Raw genomic sequence first — 16,695 nt, 5'->3', positions numbered from 1 at the left:
CGCCGGCGGCTTTCAGGCCGAGACGGTTGTGACCGGCATCGAGGAATCGGGCGCGAACGCGATGCCGCTCGGCGCGATCCCTGCCATCACCAGCTGGGCGCCGAGAGCCGCGACCATGGCGCCGTTGTCCGTGCACAGCGAAAGCGGCGGGACGGTCAGCCGGATTCCGGCGGCGCTGCAGCGCTGTTCCGTGAGCTGGCGCAGCCGGGAATTCGCCGCCACGCCGCCGCCGAGCAGCAGTTCGGTGATGCCGTGCTCGCGGCAGGCCAGCAGCGCCTTGGAGGTAATGATGTCCACCACGGCCTCCTGGAAGGCGGCGGCGATGTCCGCCACCGGCACCGTTTCGCCGCGCGCCTCGAACTGCTCCACGCAGCGTGCGACGGCGGTCTTGAGTCCGCTGAAGGACCAGTCGTAGCGGTGCGGTCCGGGTTCTTCCGCGGTCCCCATGTATTTGGGCTGGCTGAGGCCGCGCGGGAAGCGGATCGCTTTGGCGTTGCCGGTGCGTGCCAGCTTGTCGATGGCCGGCCCGCCCGGATAGCCCAGGCCCAGGAGCCGGGCCACCTTGTCGTAGGCCTCGCCGGCGGCGTCGTCGATCGTGGACCCGAGCAGCTCAACGTCGCCGGTGATGTTCCGGATCCGCAGGATTTCGGTGTGGCCGCCGGAGACCAGCAGGGCGCCCAGGTTTTCCGGCAGGGCGCGCTCCCTCGGGGCATTCCCCGGCGCGGCGCTCTCCGGGGAGGCGCTCTCCGGGGAGGCGCTCTCCGGCGCGGAGCGGGCGGGGGCCAGCGGGCCGCCGTCGTCGGTCTGCAGCAGCCCGACGCCGACATGCGCGACGAGGTGGTTGATGGCGTAGAGCGGCTTGCCAGTGGCGACGGCGAGCGCCTTGGCCGCGCAGACACCCACCATCAGGGCTCCGGCGAGCCCGGGGCCGGACGTGACGGCGATCGCGTCGATGTCTTCCAGGGTTACCCCGGCCTCGGCCAGCGCCTCGCGGAGCGTGGGCACGAAGGCGTCCAGGTGCGCGCGGGAGGCGATCTCGGGGATCACGCCGCCGAACCGGACATGCTCATCCATGGAGGAGTACACGGTGTTGGTCAGCAGCCGGGTGCCGCGGACAATCCCGACGCCGGTCTCGTCGCAGGAGGATTCAATGCCGAGGACCAGCGGCTGGTCCTGGTCGGTGCTGTTCATGGGCGGTCTGCTTCCCTGGGCGTGGTGTCGGGTCCGCGGGTGCCGAGCCGAAGACGCATGATCAGTGCGTCGACGCCGTCGCGGTAGTAGCGGGGCCGGACGTGGATCTGTTGGAATCCGTAGCGGCGGTAGAGCTGCTGGGCTCGGGGGTTGTCGGCCCGGACCTCCAGAAGGACGTCCTCGGCACGGCGCCGCCGGCTTTCTTCGATGAGCTCGGTGAGCAGTGCCGACCCGATGCCCTGGCCTTCCTGCTCCGGGACGACGGCGATGGTCTGGACGTCCGAGATCGGCTCCATGCACATCAGCCCGGCGTAGCCCACGATCTTCCCGGAACGCTCGGCCACGAGGTAGTGCCGTGTTTCGGCCTGCGCCAGCTCATCGACGAACATCTGCAGCGGCCAGGCATCCACCGGGAAAAGCCTCCGCTCGAGTTCGTGCACGGCGGGGATGTCCCCCGCGGTCATCTCCCGCAGGGTCACACCGCCCGGCACCCTTGCCTGTCCGGCTGCGGGCGCTGCGCCCTGTGCTGCGACCCGTGCTGCGATCCGTCCTGGGCCATGGCCTGCTCCGTGCCCCCTGTCCTGTCCTGCCGCCCCGCCGTTCACAGTGCCCTCTTCCGCGGCCCGGGTACCTGGGCGTCGGACTCGCGCAGGTAGAGCGGAGTGGAATCGAGCAGCTGCTCCCCTGCGGCGAGGCGCGCGAGGGCGAACTGACCCAGCGAGAGGGCCTCGGGCTGGCGGGAGCAGAATTCGGGGACAGCCTTGAGGACGTCTGCATAGAGGCCGGCGCCGGCTCCGTAGACCGGAAGCTCGGGCAGGTCCGCGGCGAAGCCGACGTGCGGGCCGTCCAGGAGCCGCGGCAGCTGGCCGCCGGCGAGAGCGTACCGGGCCCAGTAGACCTCTTTCCGCCGGGCGTCCGTGGCGACGAGGAACTCCGGCGCCGCGTCGGTGGATTCCGCCACTTCCAGGGCGATGGCGTCCAGGCTCATCAGGCCGTAGAGCGGTTTGCCCCACACGAACGAGAGGGTCCGGGCGGTGACGATGCCCGAACGCAGGCCGGTAAACGGGCCGGGCCCCACCCCGGTGACGACCGCGTCGATGTCGGCGCCGCTCAGGCCGGCCTCGGCGAGGAGCGCTTCGATGCCCGGGGCCAGCACTTCGGCATGGCTCCGGGTGTCCTCGGTGGCAAAGCAGCCCACGAGGGACTCCGGGGTGTCATCAGAGACGAGCGCGGCGCTGGCCACGGCTGAGGTGTCAATGGCAAGGATCAGCATCAGTTCCCTTCCGGGATGTGGGGCGCGGGCCCGGTCTCAGCGGGTGCGGGGAGTGCGGGGGCGGGCCCGGTCTCAGCGGGTGCGGGGAGTGCCGGCGGGTTCACCCAGCGGGGGCCGAAGCCCCGGATCACGATCGTGCGGGGTTCGTCGTCGTCGTCGGTGTCGAAGTCCAGCACACCGGGGTCATGGACAGCCGCCAGCTCCCCGGTGGATTCCGGGGCCGGGGCCGCATGCGGGGCGGACACGCCGCCTCCCAGCCTGCGGACCAGGTCCACCTCAAGCCGGCTCTCGCTCAGGTGCTCCACGCGGTCACGGCCCCATTCGACCACGGTCACGGCGCTGTCCATGGTGTTTTCCAGGTCGATGTCGTCGATCTCCGAGGCCGAACCCAGCCGGTACGCGTCAACGTGCACCAGGTCCGGTCCGCCCGGCCGCGGGCCGTCGGGAAGGTTGGGGTGGACGCGGACCAGCACGAAAGTCGGTGAGATGATGCCGGCCCGGACCCCCAGGCCCTCCCCGAGGCCCTGGGTGAAGGTGGTCTTGCCCGCGCCCAGCTCACCGGTGAGGACCAGCAGGTCCCCGGCCCCGAGCTGGGAGCCGAGGCCGGCCGCGAGGGCGTGGGTCTCGTCCGCGGTCCGGACTTCCAGGGTCCGTTCCCAGGCTGCCGCGCTCACGGCCGGGACTCGTCGCCGGCGGGTTCTTCATTGATGTAGCGGCGCGGCACCCGGGGGCTGATCCGGGTGACGATCTCGTAGTTGTTGGTGCCGGCCGCCCGGGCCCAGTCCTCGGCGGTGGGGCCGCCGTCGGCGCCGTTGCCGAACAGGACCGCCTCCGCGCCGAGAACGCTGGACCCTCCGGCGGAAACGTGGAGCGGGCCGAGGTCGATCACCATCTGGTCCATCGCGATACGTCCCACGACCGGGTAGTTCACGCCGCCGACGCGGACCGGTCCCCCGGTGGCGATCCGCGGGACGCCGTCGGCGTAGCCCAACGGGATCAGGCCCAGGGTGCTGGTGCTTCCCGTGCGGTAGTTCAACCCGTAGGACACGCCCTGGCCGGCGGGAACATCCTTGCAGTGCGAAACGACGGTGCGGACGGTCATGGCGGGGCGCAGCCCCAGCTCTTCCGAGCCCTGCCCTTCGAACGGGGAGAGTCCATACAGGCCCAGCCCCACGCGGACCAGATCGAAGTGGGTGTCAGGGCGGGACAGGGTGGCCGGGGTGTTGGCGAGGTGCCGCACCTCGGGATCGACGCCGGCGTCCTGGGCGATGGCGAGGGCTTCGCGGAAGGCCGCCAGCTGCTCGTCGGTTTCCGGGCGCTCGGGTTCGTCGGCGACGGCCAGGTGGGAGAAGATGCCCACCACCCGCAGCAGGCCCTGGTCCTGGTATTCCATGGCTTCGCCGACCAAGCTGTCCCAGACATCCAGGGTCGCGCCGTTGCGGCCCAGGCCGGTGTCCACCTTGAGGTGCACGCGGGCCGGCCGTTCCTGCTCGCGGGCGGCTGCCACAATGCGTTCCAGTTCCCAGCCCGAGCAGCCGATGTCGATCCCCGCGGCCACAGCGGCGGCGAAGTTGCTCTCCGGGGTATGCAGCCACGCCAGCAGGGGTGCCTCGATGCCGGCGGCGCGCAGGGCCAGGGCCTCGGAAATGTGCGCCGTTCCCAGCCAGTGGGCGCCGGCGCTGAGCGCTGCGCGGGCGACGGGAATGGCGCCATGGCCGTAGGCATCGGCCTTGACCACTGCCATCACCCGGGCCGGTGACGCCACGGCGGCCAGCCGGCGGACATTGTGCCGGATGGCTTCGAGGTCGATTACTGCCGAGCGTTCCTCGGCGAAGGCCGGCGGAGCCTCCGGGACGGGCTGGAAGTCACCTGTAGCTGCTGGGTAAGTCACTTAACGATTCTAGGGGTGGCAGCGCATCCGGCTGAATTCGGCCCCCTTCGGCCCCCGACAGCACCCCGCCCCGCCCTGAGGGACATGCCCAGTGTTCGCGCCCGCAGCTGGGCACAATGCCATTATGTCCATTCGCCACCCCGAACGGAGGGCATGCCCAGCGGCCACCGGAACCAGGCGCGATCCAGATCCGCGCCCGACGTGGCTCCCCGACGGACATGCCCAGTCCTTGCGCCCGCCATTGGGCACAATGCCATTATGTCCATTCGCCACCCCGAACGGAGGGCATGCCCAGCGGCCACCGGAACCAGGCGCGATCCAGATCCGCGCCCGACGTGGCTCCCCGACGGACATGCCCAGTCCTTGCGCCCGCCATTGGGCACAATGCCATTGTCCATTCGCCACCCCGAACGGAGGGCATGTCCAGCGGCCACCAGAACCAGGCGCGATCCAGATCCGCGCCCGACGCGGCTCCCCGAGGGACATGCCCATTCCTTGCGCCCGCCACTGGGCACAATGCCATTATGTCCATTCGCCACCCCGAACGGAGGGCATGTCCAGCGGGAAAGGCGGGTGGCCGCGCCGGCTACGCGTCCGAGAGGTGGGCGATGGTCGCCGTCGCCCGCCGCTGCGCCTCCGGCGGCACGTCACGGATGATGTCCTCAAGGAAGCTGTAGCGTCGGAGCCATTGGCTGCTCTGGCGTTCCTTCCGGGCGTTGGCCCGCTGCCACCAGTCGGCGATGTCCCCCCAGCCGGGTGCGGCCAGCGACCCGCCGACCTCCTGGACGGCCAGTGCGGCGCAGAGGTTGGCGAACCGCAGCCGGTCGCCGAGCGGCCAGCCGGCCAGGCAGCCGACGATGAAGGCGGCGCCGAAACAGTCGCCCGCGCCGGTCGGATCGTAGGCGGACACCGGCAGGGAGGGCACCCACTCCTCCTCGCCCGTTTCGGAGTCCACGGCCATCGCCCCCTGCGCCCCCAGGGTCACGACGGCCACCGGCACCCGGTCCGCCAGGGCGTATAGGGCCGCCCACGGGTTGTCGTTGCCGGTGAAGGCCATCGCCTCGTGCTGGTTCGGCATAAAGGCGTGGAAGTACTGCAGGTTGTCCAGCCGGGCGGAGGACCAGACGCCGGTGGGGTCCCAGCCGACGTCGCCGAACAGCCGGACCCCGGCCTTGTGGGCGTCGAGTGCCCACGGTTCCAGCTCCTCGCCGAGCTCAGCGACGGCGGCGAGCGCCGGCGGCGGGCAGCCGACCAGTTCGCTGGAGCTCACCGGGGCCGGGTGGCCGTGCGTCACCATGGACCGGTCATGCTCCACGCTGAGGGACACCGTGACCGGTGAATGCCAGCCTGCCACGCGCCGGGACAGGGACAGATCCACGTGCTCCTGTCCGGCCAGGATCTTCCAGTTGTAGTCGCCGTAGCCGTCATCGCCGAACGCGGCCGCCAGCCCGGTGCGCAGCCCGAGCCGTGCCGCGGCAATCGCCTGGTTGGCCACGCCGCCCGGGCAGCTGCCCATCCCGTCGCTCCAGATCTCGGTACCGGCGACGGGGGCGTGCGGCAGCCCGGTGAAAATGATGTCCTGGAAAACGGTTCCGGTCAGCAGCAGGTCAAAGCCCACCGCATCCGGGGTCCGGACGGAGGAAAGCGGATCAAAACGCCGCGTCGGTATCGCGTCCATGTATGGCACATTACGCCGTCCCCGTGCCGCAGGAAAGGTGGGCGACGGGCCCGGCAGGACCACTGTGAATAGACTGTCGGCATGCGGCTGATGATTGCCGGAGGCGGCGGGTTCCGCGTACCGCTGGTCTACCGGGCGCTCTGCGCGGGACCCTTCGCCGGGCTGGTCCGGGAACTGGTGCTGTACGACGTCGATCCCGGCCGCCTCGCCGCCATCAGCGCGGTCCTGGCCTCCTTCACGGGGCAGAAAACGCCCGGCGCGGCCCCCGGAGACGCCCCCGGCGCCGCGGCCGCCGGGTCCGGCGGCGCGCCCCGTCCCGTGGTCCGGGCCACCACCTCGCTGGCCGAGGCGCTGGACGGCACGGACCTGGTGTTCGCCGCGATCCGCCCCGGCGGGACCGCGGGACGCACCGCCGATGAGCGCGTCGCCCTGGACCTGGGGCTCCTGGGCCAGGAAACCACAGGGGCGGGCGGCATCTCCTACGCGCTGCGGTCCATCCCCCGCATGCTCGAGCTCGCGGACCAGATGCGGCGCCGCTGCCCGGAGGCGTGGCTGCTCAATTTCACCAACCCCGCAGGCATGGTCACCGAAGCCCTGGTTCCGGTGCTCGGCCGCAAGGTGGTGGGCATCTGCGACTCGGCCAGCGGGCTGGTGTACCGGGCGGCGCGGGCCGCCGGCGTCGGACTTCCCGAGGGAAAGCTCGACGGCGTGGGGTACTACGGCCTGAACCATCTGGGCTGGCTGTACCGGCTGGAGGCCGGCGGCAGGGACGTGCTGCCCGGGCTGCTGGCCGACGCCAGCGCCCTGGCCGGTTTCGAGGAAGGCCGGCTGTTTCCGCAGCGCTTCCTGGCGGAACTGGGATGCCTGCCCAATGAATACCTCTATTACTACTACGAGACCGGGCGTGCCCTGGCCGGCATCCGGGCCTCCGCCACGACCCGCGGCGAGTCCATCGACCGGCAGCAGACCGAGCTCTACCCGCGGCTCGCGGCGGCCGGCCAGGACGCCTACCGGCTGTGGGACGCCGCGCGCCGCTCCCGCGAAGAGGGCTACCTCGCCGAGGCCCGGGCCGCCGGCGAGCGCCGGGATGAGACGGACCTGGCCGGCGGCGGCTACGAACGCGTCGCGCTCGCGGTCATGCGCGCCCTCTCCGGCGGCGGTCCGGCGGAGCTGATCCTGAACACCCCGAACACCACCGGCGCTGCCGGGGCAGGTGCCGGTGCCGGAGTCGAAGCGGCGGCGGCGATTCCGGGACTGCCGGCGGACGCCGTCGTCGAGGTTCCCTGCCGGGTGACGCCCGACGGCGTGGTGCCGCTGCCGCAGGAACGTCCGGCGCCGGCGCAACTGGCCCTGCTCCGGCAGGTCAAGGACGTCGAACGCCTCGTCGTGACGGCCACCGGCCGGGACGCGGACGCCGGGACAACGGGCCCGGGCCGCCGGGAAGCTGCCCTGGCGGCTTTCGCCGGGCACCCGCTGGTCGGCTCCGCGGACCTTGCGGGAAAACTGCTCGCCGGCTACGAGGCCGCGTTCCCGGACCTCGGGACGCTCTGGGCCGGGAACCCCTGAGGCGGCCGGCGCTTGCCGTGAGGGGCCAGTACCGCTAGAGCCTGCGGTACATCAGGTGCAGGCCCACGTAGCCCAGCCGCGGGTGCAGGAACGCTTCCGGGATGGTGGCCAGGATCTCGAAGCCCAGGGACTGCCAGGCGGCAACCGCCCGGACGTTGCTTTCCACGACGGCGTTGAACTGCATGGCGCGGAATCCGGCCGCCCGTGCCGCGTCCAGCGAGTAGGCGCACAGCGCACGGGCCACCCCCTTGCCGCCGTGGGCCGGGTGGACCATGTACCCGGCATTGGCGACGTGGCTTCCGCCGCCGCCCTGGTTCGCGTGCAGCTCGCCGGTGCCCAGGATGGCACCCTCGAACTCCCCCCGCCCGGCGGCGACGAAGGTCTGGCCCGGAGCCTGCTTGAACCACCGTTCGCGGGCCTGGTGTTCGGTGGTGTCCCGGTCCCAGGTGAAGGTCTCCCCGGCCCTGATGACGGGTTCGAGGATCTCCCAGATCGCCGGCCAATCCCGGCCGGTGGCCGAACGGATATCCCAGCCGGGGGCGGGGGGATCTGTCCCTGCAGGTGTGCTCACAGCCGTCACGTTAGCAGCAAGCCCGGCGCTGTGACCGGCGCCGCCCGCCTGCCTGTGAACCCGCGGGAACTTCAGGAGTAGTGTTTTATCGAAACGCAGTTCCGGCAGCGTCCGCCAGGGCCTGTCCAGAGAGGGAGATGAATGTCGCTGATCCGCCGCGTGGCCTTCCTCTCGCTGCACACCTCCCCGATGGAGCAGCCCGGTTCCGGCGATGCGGGCGGCATGAACGTGTACATCCGCGCCCTCGCCGCGGCCCTGGCCGAAACCGGCGTCGAAGTGGAGATCTTCACCCGGTCCACGGCCGCCGGACAGGCCGCCGTCGAGCACCCCTCCCCCGGGGTCTGCGTGCACAACGTCCTGGCCGGCCCGACCCGGAAGCTGCCCAAGGAGGAACTGCCTGAACTGCTGCACAGCATGGTCGCCGAAATCGACCGGATCCGGCAGCTCCAGCCGCACGGCCGCTACGACGTGATCCATTCGCACTACTGGGTTTCCGGGGTGGCCGGGCTTGAACTCGCCAGCCTGTGGCGGCTGCCCCTCGTCCACACCATGCACACCATGGCCAAGGTGAAGAACCTGCACCTGGCCGCGGGCGAGCAGCCCGAGCCGCGCCGGCGCGAGGACGGCGAGCAGCGGATTGTCGACGGCGCCACCCGGCTGATCGCCAACACCGGCACCGAGGCGGCGGAACTGGTCTCGCACTACAACGCGGACAACGACCACATCGACGTGGCGCCGCCCGGCGTGGATCTGGGCATTTTCACCCCCGCCTTCCGCACCCGCGCCCGCGCCGAGCATGGGGTGCCGCCGGGCCGGTTCCACCTGCTGTTCGCCGGCCGGATCCAGCGCCTCAAGGGCCCGCAGATCCTGGTGAAAGCCGCCGCCCTGCTGCGGGCCCGGCGCCCGGACATCGACCTGCAGCTGACCATCGTCGGAGCGGTCAGCGGGTCCAAGGACTTCGATCTGAAGTCGCTGATCAGCTCCGCCGGAATGGACGACGTCGTCACCCACCACCCGCCGGTCAGCGCACCGGAGCTCGCCGGCTGGTACCGGTCCGCCGACGTCGTGGTCATGCCCTCTTACAGCGAATCCTTCGGCCTCGTGGCGCTCGAAGCCCAGGCCTGCGGGACGCCGGTGGTCGCCACCAAAGTCGGCGGGCTGTCCCGTGCCGTGTTCGACGGACGGACCGGGCTGCTCATCGAGGGCCACAAGCCCGCAGACTGGGCCGATGCCCTGGAAGCCCTGTACGACGACCCGGAGACCCGCGGGGACATGGGGCGCGCGGCTTCCCTGCACGCGCAGGAATTCGGCTGGCAGCGCACCGCCGCCATTACGCTGGAGAGCTATCACACCGCGCTGAGCCAGTACTTTGGAAACCTGACCATTCCGGTGGGCCACACGCCCTCACCCGGATCCACGGGCCGGTAGCAGCGGCCTGAAACCACTGGCCGGAACACCCACCGACGCCACGAGCCAAAGGACAACGATGTCTGAATCGACGATTCCCCGATCCGCAGCAGCTGCCGGTACCGCGCCGGCCACGGCCCTGAGTGATCTGGAGATCGCGCAGCGGGCCACGATGCGGCCGATCGAGGAGATTGCCGCGGCGGCCGGAATCAACGCCGAGGCCCTTGAGCACTACGGCCGGTACAAGGCGAAAATCGACCCGGCCAAACTCGCCGTCCGGCACCCCGGCGGTGTTCCCCGCACCCCCGGCAAGGTGGTGCTGGTCTCCGCGATGTCGCCCACACCCGCCGGCGAGGGCAAGTCCACCACCACCGTGGGCCTGGCGGACTCCCTGGCCCGGGCCGGCCACAAGGTGATGATCGCCCTGCGCGAACCGTCGCTGGGCCCCATTCTGGGCATGAAGGGCGGCGCCGCCGGCGGCGGTTACTCCCAGGTGCTGCCGATGGACGAGATCAACCTGCACTTCACCGGCGACTTCCACGCCGTCACCTCGGCGAACAACGCCCTGATGGCCCTCGTGGACAACCACATCTACCAGGGCAACGAATTGAACATCGACCCGCGCCGGATGACGTTCAAGCGCGTGCTGGACATGAACGACCGGTCGCTGCGCGAGGTCGTGATCGGCCTCGGGGGGCCGACCCAGGGCATCCCCCGGCAGGACGGCTTCGACATCACGGTGGCATCCGAGATCATGGCGGTGTTCTGCCTCGCCACCGACCTCGCGGACCTGCGGGAACGGCTCGGCCGGATCACCTTCGGCTACACCTACGACCGGCAGCCGGTCACGGTGGCGGAGCTGGGCGTCCAGGGCGCCCTGACGATGCTGCTCAAGGACGCGCTCAAACCGAACCTGGTGCAGACCATCGCCGGGACCCCGGCCCTGGTGCACGGCGGACCTTTCGCCAACATCGCCCATGGCTGCAACTCCCTGATCGCCACCCAGACCGCGCGCCGGCTGGCGGACATCGTCGTCACCGAGGCCGGGTTCGGCGCCGACCTGGGTGCGGAGAAATACATGGACATCAAGTCCCGCGTCGCCGACGTGGCGCCGTCCGCCGTCGTCGTGGTGGCGACTGTCCGGGCACTGAAGATGCACGGCGGCCTCCCCAAGGACCAGCTCAAGGAGCCCAACCTGGACGCGCTGGCCGCCGGCGTCGTCAATCTCCAGCGGCATGTGCGGAACGTGGAGAAGTTCGGCATCACGCCGGTGGTGGCGATCAACAAGTTCGCCACGGACGCCCGGGAGGAGCTGGACTGGCTGCTGGAATGGTGCGCCGCGGAAGGCGTCCAGGCGGCCGTGGCCGACGTCTGGGGCCGCGGCGGGGGCGGCGACGGCGGCGACGAGCTCGCGGCCAAGGTCGCCGCGGCCATCGAGGCCCCGCACACCTTCCGCCACCTGTACCCGCTGGAGATGTCGGTGGAGGAGAAGATCCGGACCATCGTGCAGGAGATCTATGGCGCCGACGGCGTGGATTTCTCCGTCCCGGCGCTCAAACGGCTCGCGGAGATCGAGAAGAACGGCTGGTCCGCCTTCCCGGTCTGCATGGCGAAGACCCAGTACTCCTTCAGCGACGATGCCACCAAGCTCGGCGCCCCGAAGGGTTTCACCGTGCACGTCCGCGACCTCATCCCCAAGACCGGCGCCGGCTTCATCGTGGCTCTCACCGGCGCGGTCATGACGATGCCGGGACTGCCGAAGGTCCCGGCCGCGATGCGCATGGACATCGACGACGAAGGCAACCCCGTCGGCCTCTTCTAACCCCCCGTTGCTCTATCACTTTTGGCTGCCATTTCGGGCGAATGGCCACCAAAAGTGATAGCGCAACGGGGCCCTGTGGATAACCGGAGCGGGGATCCGGCGTTCGGATAAGAATGGTCCGCATGCACCCACCTGCAGCCCTGCCGGCCCACCTCGCCTCCGCCCCGTTCACCGTCTACGAGGCACGGGCTGCGACTCTGGGCAGCTCCCGGCTTCGCGCTGCCGATCTCGCGACGGCCGGCCGGTTGCTTTATCTGCCCACCGGATGGGAGTTTGAACTCCGCGGACTGGCCCGTGCCCTGTCCGCCGCAACGCCGGGCGCATGGATCTCGCACCTCACGGCCGCAATGCTGCTGGGGCTGTAGCTGCCCTCCTGGTACCGAGGCAGCCGGGAACTCCATCTCAGCAAGCCCAAGGCCCTGCCGCCTGTCCGGCGTGAAGGCGTGGTCGGGCATACCGTTCTGGTGTTCGACGACGAGCTTATGGTCTGGGACGGAATCTTGATTTCAACGCCCGCCCGGACCTGGCTGGACCTGGCCCGTATCCTGCCGCTGGAGGACCTCGTGGCAGTGGGCGACCAACTGGTGCGGCAGCCCCGCGTTGGGCTGGAGGGCCGCACCCGGCCGTGGGCGGCGTTTCCCCAGCTCACGGCGATGCTCGCACGGCATCCAAAACTCAAAGGAATCGTGAAAGCCCGCCAGGCGCTGGAGCTCATCCGGCCCGGCTCCGACTCCGCGCCGGAAACGTTCCTGCGCCTGGCGTTGACCGATGCCGGACTGCCGGAGCCCGAATTGCAGCTGAGGATTGTGCCGGGCGACCCCTACTCCCCCGCCGCGGACCTTGGCTACCGGAGGCAACGGGTCGCCATCCAGTACGACGGCGGCCACCACCGCACGCGCGAACAGCAGTCCCGCGACAACCGACGCGACGAATCGTTCAACGCGGCAGGCTGGCGCTATTTCAAGTTCAACGCCGACGACCTGGCAGACGACTTCCGCGGCGCCGTCCGACGAGTCCGGCTCGCACTCCACGGACGTTAAACGCCGGTTGCCCTATCACTTGTGGCGGTCAAACCGGGGGTTTGAGCACCGTAAGTGATAGGGCAACCGGGGGGTGTGGGGCAGGGTTAGCGCTCCAGGTCGCCGCGGATGAAGGCCTCGACCTTGTCGCGGGCGACGTCGTCGTTGAACTGCTCCGGCGGGGACTTCATGAAGTAGCTCGACGCCGAGAGCAGCGGCCCGCCGATGCCGCGGTCCAGGCCGATCTTGGCGGCACGGATGGCGTCGATGATCACGCCGGCGGAGTTGGGCGAGTCCCAGACCTCGAGCTTGTATTCGAGCGACACCGGGGCGTCGCCGAAGTTGCGGCCCTCAAGCCGGACAAAGGCCCATTTGCGGTCATCAAGCCACTGCACGTAGTCCGACGGGCCGATATGCACGTCGCGGGGCGCGATGTCGGCTTCCACGTTGGAGGTGACGGCCTGGGTCTTAGAGATCTTCTTGGACTCGAGGCGGTCGCGTTCCAGCATGTTCTTGAAGTCCATGTTGCCGCCGACGTTCAGCTGGTAGGTGCGGTCCAGGGTGACGCCGCGGTCCTCGAACAGCTTGGCCATGACGCGGTGCGTGATGGTGGCACCGATCTGGCTCTTGATGTCATCGCCCACGATCGGGACACCGGCGGCGGTGAACTTGTCCGCCCAGGCCTTGGTGCCGGCGATGAAGACCGGCAGGGCGTTGACGAAGCCAACCCCGGCGTCGATCGCGCACTGCGCGTAGAACTCCGCGGCTTCCTGCGACCCGACCGGCAGGTAGCAGACCATCACGTCGACCTTGGCGTCCTTGAGGGCCTGGACGACGTCGACCGGCTCCTCCGTGGACTGCTCGATGGTCTCGAGGTAGTACTTGCCGAGCCCGTCGAGGGTCGGCCCGCGCTGGACGGTGACACCGGTCGGCGGGACGTCGGCGATCTTGATGGTGTTGTTTTCGCTGGCGAGGATGGCCTCGGACAGGTCCAGGCCGACCTTCTTGGCGTCGACGTCGAATGCGGCAACGAACTCGACGTCGTTGACGTGGTACTTGCCGAACTCGACATGCATCAGCCCCGGAATCGTGGCCTTGGGATCGGCATCCCGGTAGTACTCAACGCCCTGGACCAGCGAAGTGGCACAGTTTCCTACGCCGACGATTGCAACACGAATCGGATGTGAAGACACGGAACTCCTTTGAGAACAAACTTCAAATGCCCGGCGTGGACGCGCTGATGCGCGGCGGCGGCAGACGGGCATGGCGCCGTACGGCGCCCTTAGCATTCTAGTCAACGGCGCCGGCGGGCTGCTTGTTCCCGCCGGCCGGCGCCATCTGTATTACCTGCGTCCGGTCACCCGCGGGCGACTACCCGCCCGCGGGGCGCAGCCGGCTACTTCTGTGCCCAGAGATTGATGTCGGACTCGACGGCGAACTCGTCGATCGCCGTCAGCTCCGCCGCGGTGAAGTCGAGATTGTTGACCGCGGACAGGGTGTCCTCGAGCTGCCGGACGCTGGACGCGCCGACGAGCGCGGAGGTCACGGAGGACCCCCTGCCCTGCTCGCGCAGGATCCAGGCGATGGCCATCTGCGCAAGGCTCTGCCCGCGGCCTTCGGCGATCCGGTGCAGGCCGCGCACCCGGTCCAGTTTGTCCTCCGTGATGCTGTTTTCGTCCAGCGACTTCTCCTGCGCGGCGCGGGAGTCGGCCGGGATCCCGTTCAGGTAGCGGTCGGTGAGCATGCCCTGCGCCAGCGGCGAGAACGCGATCGAGCCGGCCCCCACCTGCTCCAGCGCCTCGTACAGGTTGGGGCTGCCGTTCTCGGTCCAGCGGTTCAGCATGGAGTAGCTGGGCTGGTGGATCAGCAGCGGGGTGCCGAGTTCCTTCAGGATCCGGGCGGCCTCGAGGGTCTGTTCCGGGGTGTAGGAGGAGATGCCGGCGTACAGGGCCTTCCCGGAGCGGACGGCGTAGTCCAGGGCGCCCATGGTCTCTTCCATCGGCGTTTCCGGGTCCGGCCGGTGGCTGTAGAAGATGTCCACGTAATCCAGGCCCATGCGGCCCAGGGACTGGTCCAGGCTGGCGAGCAGGTATTTGCGGGAGCCCCATTCGCCGAACGGACCCGGCCACATGTTGTAGCCGGCCTTGGTGGAAATGATGAGCTCGTCCCGGTAGGGGGCGAAGTCGTCCCTGAGGTGCCGGCCGAAGTTGGTTTCCGCGGAACCGGCGAGCGGCCCGTAGTTGTTCGCCAGATCGAAGTGGTTGACGCCCAGGTCGAAGGCCCGGCGCAGGATGGCCCGCTGGGTTTCGAAGGGCAAGTCGTCGCCGAAGTTGTGCCACAGGCCCAGCGAAATGGCCGGGAGCTTCAGCCCGCTGCGGCCGACGCGGCGGTACGGCATGGAGTCATAACGGGTCTCTGCTGCAACATACGTCATTCGTAAAATCCTGTCCTATTTCGTGATAATGGCGGCGCTGTGGCCGGGCAGCTCGAGCTGGCCGGCGTCGAGGCGCACCCCGGCATCGGTGGCCAGCGCAATCGAGGCACCGGCAACGCCGAGCCGGCGCGGTTCGGCGGCGAAGTTCATCGCCACCTCCGTACGGCCGCGGCGCAGGCGCAGCCAGCCGTCGGCGTCGCTGAAGGCCACGGCGGTGTCCTCGAAGCCGAGGCCCGCGAGCTCCGGCGTCGAGCGCCGCAGCGCGATCAGCTGCCGGTACAACTCCAGCAGCCGGGCATGGTCCCCCGACTCGGCTTCGGCCCAGTTGAGCCGGGAGCGGGAGAAAGTCTCCGGGTCCTGCGGGTCGGGCACGACGGCGGGGTCCCAGCCCATCCGCTCGAACTCCCGGATCCGGCCCTCCGCGGTGGCCCTGCCCAGTTCCGGTTCCGGGTGCGAGGTGAAGAACTGCCACGGGGTGGTGGCGCCGTATTCCTCGCCCATGAACAGCATCGGAGTGAACGGCGACGTCAGGGTTGCGACGGCGGCCAGCGCCAGCTGCCCGTACCCGAGGGTCTGGGAGAGCCGGTCGCCCGTGGCCCGGTTGCCGATCTGGTCGTGGTTCTGGCTGCAGACCACGAGGGCGGCCGGGTGGACCGCGGCCGTGTTGATGGGCCGGCCGTGGTGCCGGCCGCGGAAGCTGGAGTAGCTGCCGTCGTGGAAGAACCCGTCGACCAGGACCTTCGCCAGCGCGCCGACGGAGCCGAAATCCTCGTAGTAGCCGGTGGTCTCGCCGCTGACGTTGACATGGACGGCGTGGTGGAAGTCATCGCTCCACTGTCCGGCCAGGCCGTAGCCGTTGGCATCGCGGCGGTAGAGCAGCCGCGGGTCGTTGAGGTCCGACTCGGCGATCATCGTGGCACGGCGCCCGGTTTCGGCGGAGACTTCGTCCGCCAGCGCACCGAACTCCTCCAGCAGGTGGATGGCCCGCTCGTCTTTGAAGGCGTGCACGGCATCGAGCCGCAGCCCGTCCACGTGGTAGTCCCGCAGCCACATGGCGGCGTTCTCGAGGATGTAGCGGCGCACGACGTCGGAGCCGGGGCCGTCGAGGTTCACCGAGTCGCCCCAGGTGTTGCCCTCCCCCGACTTCAGGTACGGACCGAAGCGCCCAAGGTAGTTCCCGCTGGGGCCAAGGTGGTTGTAGACCACGTCCTGGATCACGCCGAGCCCGGCGGCATGGGCGGCGTCGACGAAGCGCTGGTATGCCGCCGGCCCGCCGTAGCCTTCGTGCACCGCGTACCAGAGGACCCCGTCGTAGCCCCAGTTGTGGGTGCCGTTGAAGCCGTTCACCGGCAGCAGCTCCACGAAATCAATGCCGAGGTCCGCCAGGTAGCCGAGCTTGCCGACGGCGGCATCCAGCGTGCCCTCGGGGGTGAAGGTCCCCAGGTGCAGCTCGTAAATCACGGCCCCCTGCAGCCCGCGGCCCTGCCACTGCCCGTCCGCCCACTGGTGGCTGCCGGCGTCGAAGGTCCGTGAGAGCGAGTGGACGCCCTCTGGCTGCCGCCGGGACCGGGGGTCCGGCAGCGGGATGGTGTCCCCGTCGAGCAGGTAGCCATAGTCCACGTCCCCGGAGGCCGGGGCCTCCGGGGCGGTCCACCAGCCGCCGGTGCCGTCCGCGCCGCCCAGGCCGGCCAGGCCGGGAACGTCACCGGAGATGCGGCGCATCGGGTACTCCCGGCCGCCGGCGAGCAGCGTGACGGTGTGCGCGTCCGGCGCCCAGAGGTTGAAGCGTTCGTGCGCGGGCAAGGTGGTTCCGTGTGCAGGCAAGGTCATGGCATTCTTCCGT

Annotated in this window: 15 protein-coding genes; 5 read left to right on the top strand and 10 right to left on the bottom strand. The window is 69.9% G+C overall.

All coding sequences use genetic code 11. The annotated features are described in order from the left end of the window. Window positions 1-12: 12 nt before the first annotated feature. The 6 genes from AC1MFL_RS14545 to AC1MFL_RS14520 form a co-directional block, all read right to left on the bottom strand. On the bottom strand, window positions 13-1,191 hold the full coding sequence (locus AC1MFL_RS14545) for a tRNA (adenosine(37)-N6)-threonylcarbamoyltransferase complex transferase subunit TsaD (RefSeq protein ID WP_479810569.1): 1,179 nt from the start codon (window positions 1,189-1,191) through the stop codon (window positions 13-15). Next, complete coding sequence (gene rimI, locus AC1MFL_RS14540) at window positions 1,188-1,655, bottom strand: ribosomal protein S18-alanine N-acetyltransferase (RefSeq protein ID WP_479815475.1); 468 nt, start codon at window positions 1,653-1,655, stop codon at window positions 1,188-1,190. The genes AC1MFL_RS14545 and rimI overlap by 4 nt, the downstream gene beginning before the upstream one ends. 137 nt (window positions 1,656-1,792) lie before the next feature. Next, window positions 1,793-2,464, bottom strand: coding sequence for a tRNA (adenosine(37)-N6)-threonylcarbamoyltransferase complex dimerization subunit type 1 TsaB (tsaB, locus tag AC1MFL_RS14535; RefSeq protein ID WP_479810567.1), 672 nt, complete (start codon window positions 2,462-2,464; stop codon window positions 1,793-1,795). Continuing rightward, window positions 2,464-3,138: a tRNA (adenosine(37)-N6)-threonylcarbamoyltransferase complex ATPase subunit type 1 TsaE gene (gene tsaE, locus AC1MFL_RS14530; RefSeq protein ID WP_479810565.1), complete on the bottom strand. Its 675-nt coding sequence runs from the start codon at window positions 3,136-3,138 to the stop codon at window positions 2,464-2,466. Before tsaE ends, tsaB begins: the two co-directional genes overlap by 1 nt. Continuing rightward, window positions 3,135-4,355: an alanine racemase gene (gene alr / locus AC1MFL_RS14525; RefSeq protein ID WP_479810563.1), complete on the bottom strand. Its 1,221-nt coding sequence runs from the start codon at window positions 4,353-4,355 to the stop codon at window positions 3,135-3,137. Before alr ends, tsaE begins: the two co-directional genes overlap by 4 nt. Before the next feature lie 586 nt (window positions 4,356-4,941). Further along, window positions 4,942-6,033 carry a PfkB family carbohydrate kinase gene (locus AC1MFL_RS14520; RefSeq protein ID WP_479810561.1) on the bottom strand — a complete coding sequence of 364 codons (1,092 nt, stop codon included), beginning with the start codon at window positions 6,031-6,033 and terminating at the stop codon, window positions 4,942-4,944. An 81-nt stretch (window positions 6,034-6,114) separates the two neighbouring features. Here AC1MFL_RS14520 and AC1MFL_RS14515 point away from each other — a divergent pair, with 81 nt between their 5' ends. Further along, on the top strand, window positions 6,115-7,599 hold the full coding sequence (locus AC1MFL_RS14515) for a family 4 glycosyl hydrolase (RefSeq protein ID WP_479810559.1): 1,485 nt from the start codon (window positions 6,115-6,117) through the stop codon (window positions 7,597-7,599). 34 nt (window positions 7,600-7,633) lie between these two features. On the opposite strand, the gene AC1MFL_RS14510 is transcribed toward AC1MFL_RS14515, so the two are convergent. Next, window positions 7,634-8,170, bottom strand: a complete 537-nt coding sequence (locus AC1MFL_RS14510; RefSeq protein ID WP_479810557.1) for an N-acetyltransferase family protein — start codon at window positions 8,168-8,170, stop codon at window positions 7,634-7,636. A 141-nt stretch (window positions 8,171-8,311) separates the two neighbouring features. Here AC1MFL_RS14510 and mshA point away from each other — a divergent pair, with 141 nt between their 5' ends. The 4 genes from mshA (at window position 8,312) to AC1MFL_RS14490 (ending at window position 12,439) form a co-directional block, all read left to right on the top strand. Beyond that, window positions 8,312-9,598, top strand: coding sequence for a D-inositol-3-phosphate glycosyltransferase (mshA, locus tag AC1MFL_RS14505; protein WP_479810555.1), 1,287 nt, complete (start codon window positions 8,312-8,314; stop codon window positions 9,596-9,598). Between the two features lie 58 nt (window positions 9,599-9,656). Further along, window positions 9,657-11,399 (top strand): formate--tetrahydrofolate ligase, encoded by a 1,743-nt coding sequence (locus AC1MFL_RS14500; RefSeq protein WP_479810553.1) that lies wholly within the window; start codon window positions 9,657-9,659, stop codon window positions 11,397-11,399. A 122-nt stretch (window positions 11,400-11,521) separates the two neighbouring features. Continuing rightward, window positions 11,522-11,764 carry a hypothetical protein gene (locus AC1MFL_RS14495; protein WP_479810551.1) on the top strand — a complete coding sequence of 81 codons (243 nt, stop codon included), beginning with the start codon at window positions 11,522-11,524 and terminating at the stop codon, window positions 11,762-11,764. A gap of 78 nt (window positions 11,765-11,842) precedes the next feature. Further along, window positions 11,843-12,439 carry an endonuclease domain-containing protein gene (locus AC1MFL_RS14490; protein WP_479810549.1) on the top strand — a complete coding sequence of 199 codons (597 nt, stop codon included), beginning with the start codon at window positions 11,843-11,845 and terminating at the stop codon, window positions 12,437-12,439. A gap of 86 nt (window positions 12,440-12,525) precedes the next feature. Here the strand turns inward: AC1MFL_RS14490 and AC1MFL_RS14485 are convergent, their stop codons facing one another. The 3 genes from AC1MFL_RS14485 to treZ all read right to left on the bottom strand — a co-directional run bounded on the left by AC1MFL_RS14485 (window position 12,526) and on the right by treZ (window position 16,682). Then, complete coding sequence (locus AC1MFL_RS14485; RefSeq protein ID WP_479810547.1) at window positions 12,526-13,611, bottom strand: inositol-3-phosphate synthase; 1,086 nt, start codon at window positions 13,609-13,611, stop codon at window positions 12,526-12,528. A 203-nt stretch (window positions 13,612-13,814) separates the two neighbouring features. Beyond that, window positions 13,815-14,852 carry an L-glyceraldehyde 3-phosphate reductase gene (gene mgrA, locus AC1MFL_RS14480; protein WP_479810545.1) on the bottom strand — a complete coding sequence of 346 codons (1,038 nt, stop codon included), beginning with the start codon at window positions 14,850-14,852 and terminating at the stop codon, window positions 13,815-13,817. Between the two features lie 15 nt (window positions 14,853-14,867). Further along, on the bottom strand, window positions 14,868-16,682 hold the full coding sequence (gene treZ / locus AC1MFL_RS14475; RefSeq protein ID WP_479810543.1) for a malto-oligosyltrehalose trehalohydrolase: 1,815 nt from the start codon (window positions 16,680-16,682) through the stop codon (window positions 14,868-14,870). Window positions 16,683-16,695 lie beyond the last annotated feature (13 nt).

It is taken from the genome of Arthrobacter sp. BG3, assembly GCF_056680185.1.
Note: the sequence above shows the minus strand (reverse complement) of the source record. Positions and strands in the feature narration are given on the sequence as shown.

Bases quoted from the DNA above. Each gene is read 5' to 3' on its own strand.
- AC1MFL_RS14500 (WP_479810553.1), top strand. From the start codon at position 9,657: ATGTCTGAATCGACGATTCCCCGATCCGCAGCAGCTGCCGGTACCGCG.
- AC1MFL_RS14515 (WP_479810559.1), top strand. From the start codon at position 6,115: ATGCGGCTGATGATTGCCGGAGGCGGCGGGTTCCGCGTACCGCTGGTC.
- mgrA (WP_479810545.1), bottom strand. From the start codon at position 14,852: ATGACGTATGTTGCAGCAGAGACCCGTTATGACTCCATGCCGTACCGC.
- AC1MFL_RS14495 (WP_479810551.1), top strand. From the start codon at position 11,522: ATGCACCCACCTGCAGCCCTGCCGGCCCACCTCGCCTCCGCCCCGTTC.
- AC1MFL_RS14520 (WP_479810561.1), bottom strand. From the start codon at position 6,033: ATGGACGCGATACCGACGCGGCGTTTTGATCCGCTTTCCTCCGTCCGG.
- tsaB (WP_479810567.1), bottom strand. From the start codon at position 2,464: ATGCTGATCCTTGCCATTGACACCTCAGCCGTGGCCAGCGCCGCGCTC.
- AC1MFL_RS14545 (WP_479810569.1), bottom strand. From the start codon at position 1,191: ATGAACAGCACCGACCAGGACCAGCCGCTGGTCCTCGGCATTGAATCC.
- mshA (WP_479810555.1), top strand. From the start codon at position 8,312: ATGTCGCTGATCCGCCGCGTGGCCTTCCTCTCGCTGCACACCTCCCCG.
- rimI (WP_479815475.1), bottom strand. From the start codon at position 1,655: ATGACCGCGGGGGACATCCCCGCCGTGCACGAACTCGAGCGGAGGCTT.
- treZ (WP_479810543.1), bottom strand. From the start codon at position 16,682: ATGACCTTGCCTGCACACGGAACCACCTTGCCCGCGCACGAACGCTTC.